Source organism: Hydrogenophaga sp. (assembly GCF_018780385.1).
Lineage (GTDB): Bacteria > Pseudomonadota > Gammaproteobacteria > Burkholderiales > Burkholderiaceae_C > Hydrogenophaga.
This window is the reverse complement of sequence record NZ_JADMJO010000128.1, coordinates 1-4,854: the sequence shown is the minus strand read 5'-3', so window position 1 is coordinate 4,854 and position 4,854 is coordinate 1. Positions and strand designations below refer to the sequence as shown.

Annotated in this window: 6 protein-coding genes; 4 read left to right on the top strand and 2 right to left on the bottom strand. The window is 64.2% G+C overall.

All coding sequences use genetic code 11. The annotated features are described in order from the left end of the window. Positions 1–239: twin-arginine translocase subunit TatC (locus tag IV113_RS24100; RefSeq protein WP_291090665.1), on the top strand; the 239-nt coding region annotated here is incomplete at its 5' end. A gap of 6 nt (positions 240–245) precedes the next feature. On the opposite strand, the gene IV113_RS24095 is transcribed toward IV113_RS24100, so the two are convergent. Further along, positions 246–1,403: a Do family serine endopeptidase gene (locus IV113_RS24095; RefSeq protein WP_291090663.1), complete on the bottom strand. Its 1,158-nt coding sequence runs from the start codon at positions 1,401–1,403 to the stop codon at positions 246–248. A gap of 186 nt (positions 1,404–1,589) precedes the next feature. Here IV113_RS24095 and IV113_RS24090 point away from each other — a divergent pair, with 186 nt between their 5' ends. Continuing rightward, complete coding sequence (locus tag IV113_RS24090; RefSeq protein ID WP_291090661.1) at positions 1,590–2,375, top strand: Nif3-like dinuclear metal center hexameric protein; 786 nt, start codon at positions 1,590–1,592, stop codon at positions 2,373–2,375. Positions 2,376–2,381: 6 nt separating this feature from the next. After that, complete coding sequence (pdxA, locus tag IV113_RS24085; protein ID WP_291090659.1) at positions 2,382–3,431, top strand: 4-hydroxythreonine-4-phosphate dehydrogenase PdxA; 1,050 nt, start codon at positions 2,382–2,384, stop codon at positions 3,429–3,431. On the opposite strand, the gene mscL is transcribed toward pdxA, so the two are convergent. Further along, on the bottom strand, positions 3,421–3,840 hold the full coding sequence (gene mscL / locus IV113_RS24080) for a large conductance mechanosensitive channel protein MscL (RefSeq protein ID WP_291090657.1): 420 nt from the start codon (positions 3,838–3,840) through the stop codon (positions 3,421–3,423). The two genes, pdxA and mscL, sit on opposite strands and share 11 nt — an antisense overlap. A 252-nt stretch (positions 3,841–4,092) precedes the next feature. On the opposite strand from mscL, the gene petA reads away from it, so the two are divergent. Further along, on the top strand, positions 4,093–4,701 hold the full coding sequence (petA, locus tag IV113_RS24075; RefSeq protein WP_056273180.1) for a ubiquinol-cytochrome c reductase iron-sulfur subunit: 609 nt from the start codon (positions 4,093–4,095) through the stop codon (positions 4,699–4,701). The last annotated feature ends 153 nt before the right edge of the window (positions 4,702–4,854 follow it).

Genomic DNA, 4,854 nt, shown 5'->3' with positions numbered 1-4,854 from the left:
TGCTGGTCAAGATGAACATGGTGACGGTGCAGAAGCTCAAGGAGTTCCGCGGCTACTTCATCGTGGTGGCCTTCGTCATCGCAGCGGTGGTCACGCCTCCCGACGTGATCTCGCAGTTGGCTCTCGCCGTGCCCATGTGCATCCTCTACGAGATTGGTATTTGGGGCGCGCAATGGTTCATCAAGGCCTCGGCACCCACCGAGGCTGAGGCAGCCGAAAAGGAATCGGCTTCCTCCTGAATCGGTTCAGCGCGCCGCTGCCTGGCGCGCAATGTTGCGTCGGCCGGGCGTCACCTGAAGCTGAATCTTGCCGTCGCGCCGGGTCACGTCCAGAGGAGATGCGGTGCCAGGCTGGAGTGCTGCCACGGCGGACAGGAGTTGGGGCACGTTGGTCACGGTCTTGCCCCCTACGGCGGTGATCACGTCACCGGGCCGTATGCCGGCCTGAGCGGCGGGCCCGTTTTGCAGCACCCCCGTGATGACCACACCGGTCCCGGCCTGCAAGCCAAAGCTCTCGGCCAGTTCGGCGGTGAGGTCCTGGGGCTCCACCCCGATCCAGCCGCGCGTCACTTGCCCATCACGCACGATCGCGTCCAGCACGCTGCGCGCGGTGGACGTGGGAATGGCAAAACCGATCCCCATGGATCCACCCGAGCGCGAATAGATGGCCGTGTTGATACCCATCAAATGCCCGTTTACATCCACCAATGCACCGCCGGAATTGCCCGGATTGATGGCTGCGTCCGTCTGGATGAAGTTCTCGAAGGTGTTGATGCCCAGTTGCGTGCGCCCCAACGCGCTCACGATGCCGCTGGTGACGGTCTGCCCGACACCGAAGGGGTTGCCGATGGCCAGCACCTGATCACCGATCTCCAGGGCATCGGAATTGCCCAGCGTGATCACCGGCAGGTCTGTGAGCTCGATCTTCAGGATGGCGAGATCGGTTTCCGGATCCGTGCCGATCACCTTGGCTGCGCTCTTGCGCCCGTCGTTGAGGATGACTTCTATCTCGTCGGCTTCTTCGATCACGTGGTTGTTGGTCAACACGTAGCCCGCCGGGCTCACGATCACGCCCGATCCCAGACCGCTTTGTGGCTGGCTCTGGGCTTGATCGCCGAAAAAGAACCGAAACCAGGGGTCTGCGTTCTGGGCGCCGCTGACCGCGGCCTTGCTGGTGTTGATGCTCACCACCGCTGGCGACGCCGCGCGCGCAGCATCGCGAAAGCTGGTTGAACCGGCTCCACTGGATGCCGCACTGCCTACCGAAGGGGCTTCCAGCACGGGCACCACCGAAGCGACGGAGGCGGAGCGTCCCAGCCACTGGGGTTGCAGGGTGGCCACCACAAACAGGGCCGCCACCAGCACGGTGACGGTTTGGGCGAACAGGAGCCAGAGACGTTTCATGAGGGAGCAGGGTTGGGGTTGAGCACGAGCGATCTGCGAGCACCGCCATGGGCCGGAATGGTGATTGTCCCGCAAATGGGTGCTCACATGCGGTCTTCAAGCCATGCGCTGCGCACGCCCGGGGGAAGCATTGACCCAGTGTCAGAATGGGCAGCTGTTGTTGCCTCTGTGGAACCCGGACACCCCATGACGACCCCTTTCTCACTGCCATCGGCAGTTACCCGAGCTGCGCTGACCGAGGCCCTGGACCAGTTGCTCCAGCCCGCGCAGTTCAAGGACTACGGCCCCAATGGGCTGCAGGTGGAAGGGCGTTCCGAAGTGCGAAAGCTCGTCAGTGGTGTGACGGCCAGCCGTGCCCTGATCGACGCCGCCATTGCGGAAGGGGCCGACGCGATCCTGGTGCATCACGGCCTGTTCTGGCGCGGGCAGGATGGGCGGGTCACGGGTTGGATGAAGCAACGCCTGTCCCGACTGCTGGCCCACGACATCAACCTGCTGGCCTACCACCTGCCGCTGGACGCTCACGCCGAGCTGGGCAACAACGCCCAGTTGGCGCAACGGCTGGGGGTGGCGCTCTACACCGATGCGCGTGGCCGCTTTGGCGATCAAGCACTGGGCTTCATGGGCCACAGGTCGTCGGCATCGGCAGCGGAGCTGGCCGACCATGTGGCTGTGCAACTGGGTCGCGCCGTCACGCTGGTGGCCGAACCCGATCGGCCGGTGCAGCACGTGGCTCTGTGCACGGGGGGGGCGCAGGGCTACTTCGAAGCCGCCATCGCCGCTGGGGCTGACGTATTCATCACCGGTGAGATCTCCGAGCCACAAGCCCACTATGCGCGCGAGTGCGGTGTGGCCTACATCGCTTGTGGCCACCATGCGTCCGAGCGTTACGGCGCACCTGCGGTGGGCGCGCATGTGGCGGCCCAGCTCGGGCTGGAACATGTGTTCATCGACATCGACAACCCGGCTTGAGTCCCGATGAACCCGTCTTCAACTCGCCGTTCAGGCCGCATCAGCCCCATTGTCCTGACGATGGGAGACCCGGCGGGCGTCGGCCCGGAAATCATCGCCAAAGCCTTCGGCGAGCGGCCCGAACTGCTTGGGCAGATCGTGGTGGCTGGCGACGCGCTCACTCTCTCCAAGGCTGCGCGGCTGGTCGCGACCGGATCGGCTCCGTTGATGGTGGCCGAGATCGCCGACCTCTCCGATCTGGCGGCTGTGCCACCGGGCTGCATGGCGGTGGTGCAGGCGTGCCGCATGGTGCAACCGGCGGAGTTCGGGCACGTCAGTGCGCATGCCGGGCGCGCAGCCGCTGATTGTGTCGAGTGGGCAGCGAAGGCTGCGCTGGAGGGGCGCTCGCGTGCCGTGGTGACTGCGCCCATCCACAAGGAAGCCCTGGCCGCAGCGGGCGTCGAGCATCCCGGACACACCGAGCTGCTGCAGGCATTGAGCGCGACACACCTGGGCGTGCCAGTGTCTGCGCTGCCCGTGCGCATGATGCTGAGTTGCCCGGGCCTGAGCACGGTGCTGGTGAGCATTCATGTGTCGCTCCGGCAGGCGCTGGATGCCGTGACCACCGAGCAGGTGCTGCAGACGATCCGCATCACAAATGCCTGCTTTCTGCGCTCCGGTGTGGCGCGGCCCCGCATTGCGGTGGCGGGGCTGAACCCGCATGCGGGAGAGGGCGGCCTGTTCGGGTTGGAAGACAGGGACGTCATTGCGCCGGCCATCGAACGCGCGCGGCAGGAAGGCGTGGACGCCAGCGGGCCGCACGCACCGGACACCGTGTTCATGCGTGCCCGGCAAGGGGGCTTTGACGTTGTGGTGGCCATGTACCACGACCAGGGACTGATCCCCGTCAAGCTGCTGGGTCTGGACGATGGCGTAAACACCACGCTGGGCCTCCCGTTCGTGCGCACCAGCCCCGACCATGGAACCGCCTTCGACATCGCGGGTACGGGGCGAGCCAGCGCCAGCAGCCTGCTGGCGGCGATCGACGCTGCCTTGGCAGCGGCCGTTACTTCCTGAGGCTGTCTCGGATCTCGCGCAACAGCACCACGTCTTCCGGTGTCGCCACGGGCGCTGGGGGAGTCTCTCGCTTGAGTCGGTTGACCTGCTTGACCATCATGAAGATGATGAACGCGAGGATGGTGAAGTTGATGGCCACGGTGATGAAGTTGCCATAGGCCAGCGTGGGCACGCCGGCGGTCTTGAGGGCCGCCAGCGTGGGAGCTGTTCCCTCGGGCACCTTGCCCAGCGTCACATACAGATTGGTGAAGTCGAGGTTGCCGAAGATCGAGCCCACGATGGGCATGATGATGTCGTCCACCATCGACGTGACGATCTTGCCGAACGCACCCCCGATGATCACGCCCACTGCCAGGTCGATGACATTGCCCTTGACGGCGAACTCCTTGAATTCCTGCATTACGCTCATGGTGTTTCCCCTCGGTAGTTGGTTGTTGGCGATGACCATCGTCCGGCTCGGTTGATGGGCAAAATTGATTCTCACACAAGGGTTGGGCACGCTGCCGACAGCTGCGCATTGAGACCGATTCGACAGCCCGTGGCCCTCACCTCCAATAGCCCAGTCCTGTACCCCGGCAAGCTCTGGTAGGCCCGGTTTGCTCCAGTACAATGCCGGGTTGTCCCGAATGTCCTGACCTGAAGTTCTCATTGAAAGAGTTCCATGAGTGAAGCAACCGTCCACGCGCCTGCGAACAGCAGCCGCCGCACCTGGCTGATCACCTCCTGCGCCATGGGTGGCGTGGGTGCAGCCGCTGTCGCTGTGCCCTTCGTGAGCACATTCCAGCCATCCGAGCGTGCCAAAGCCGCAGGTGCAGCGGTCGAAGTCGATGTGTCGGGCATCCTCCCTGGCGAGAAGATCGTGGTCGAGTGGCGCGGCAAGCCTGTGTGGATCATGCGCCGCACTCCCGAGCAACTTGCCGAGCTGGAAAAAATCGCTGACCAGCTGGCAGATCCTGAATCGGCGCGCAATGCGGTGCCCACACCCGAGTACGCCAAGAATCACCACCGCTCCATCAAGCCCGAGCTCCTGGTGACCGTGGGTATCTGTACCCACCTGGGTTGCTCGCCCGGTGACAGGCTCACCCCAGGTCCCCAACCCTCGTTGCCCGACGACTGGCAGGGCGGTTTCCTGTGCGCTTGCCATGGCTCCACCTTTGATCTGGCGGGTCGTGTGTTCAAGAACAAGCCAGCGCCCGACAACCTGGAAGTGCCGCCGCACTACTACATCTCCGACACGAAACTGCTGGTTGGCGAAGACAAGCAGGCCTGAGCGGCGCTGACAGACAACGGATCACAGAGGCATCCCCATGGCTGAATTCAAAGAAATTTCCCCCGACGCACCGATTGGTCAGAAGGCACTGAACTGGATCGACAACCGGTTCCCGCTGTCCAAGCTCTACAACGAGCACCTGGCCGAGTACTA

What these genes read in the sequence shown, in the direction of transcription:
- IV113_RS24095 (WP_291090663.1), bottom strand. Translation starts at nt 1,403, where the DNA reads ATGAAACGTCTCTGGCTCCTGTTCGCCCAAACCGTCACCGTGCTGGTG.
- petA (WP_056273180.1), top strand. Translation starts at nt 4,093, where the DNA reads ATGAGTGAAGCAACCGTCCACGCGCCTGCGAACAGCAGCCGCCGCACC.
- mscL (WP_291090657.1), bottom strand. Translation starts at nt 3,840, where the DNA reads ATGAGCGTAATGCAGGAATTCAAGGAGTTCGCCGTCAAGGGCAATGTC.
- pdxA (WP_291090659.1), top strand. Translation starts at nt 2,382, where the DNA reads ATGAACCCGTCTTCAACTCGCCGTTCAGGCCGCATCAGCCCCATTGTC.
- IV113_RS24090 (WP_291090661.1), top strand. Translation starts at nt 1,590, where the DNA reads ATGACGACCCCTTTCTCACTGCCATCGGCAGTTACCCGAGCTGCGCTG.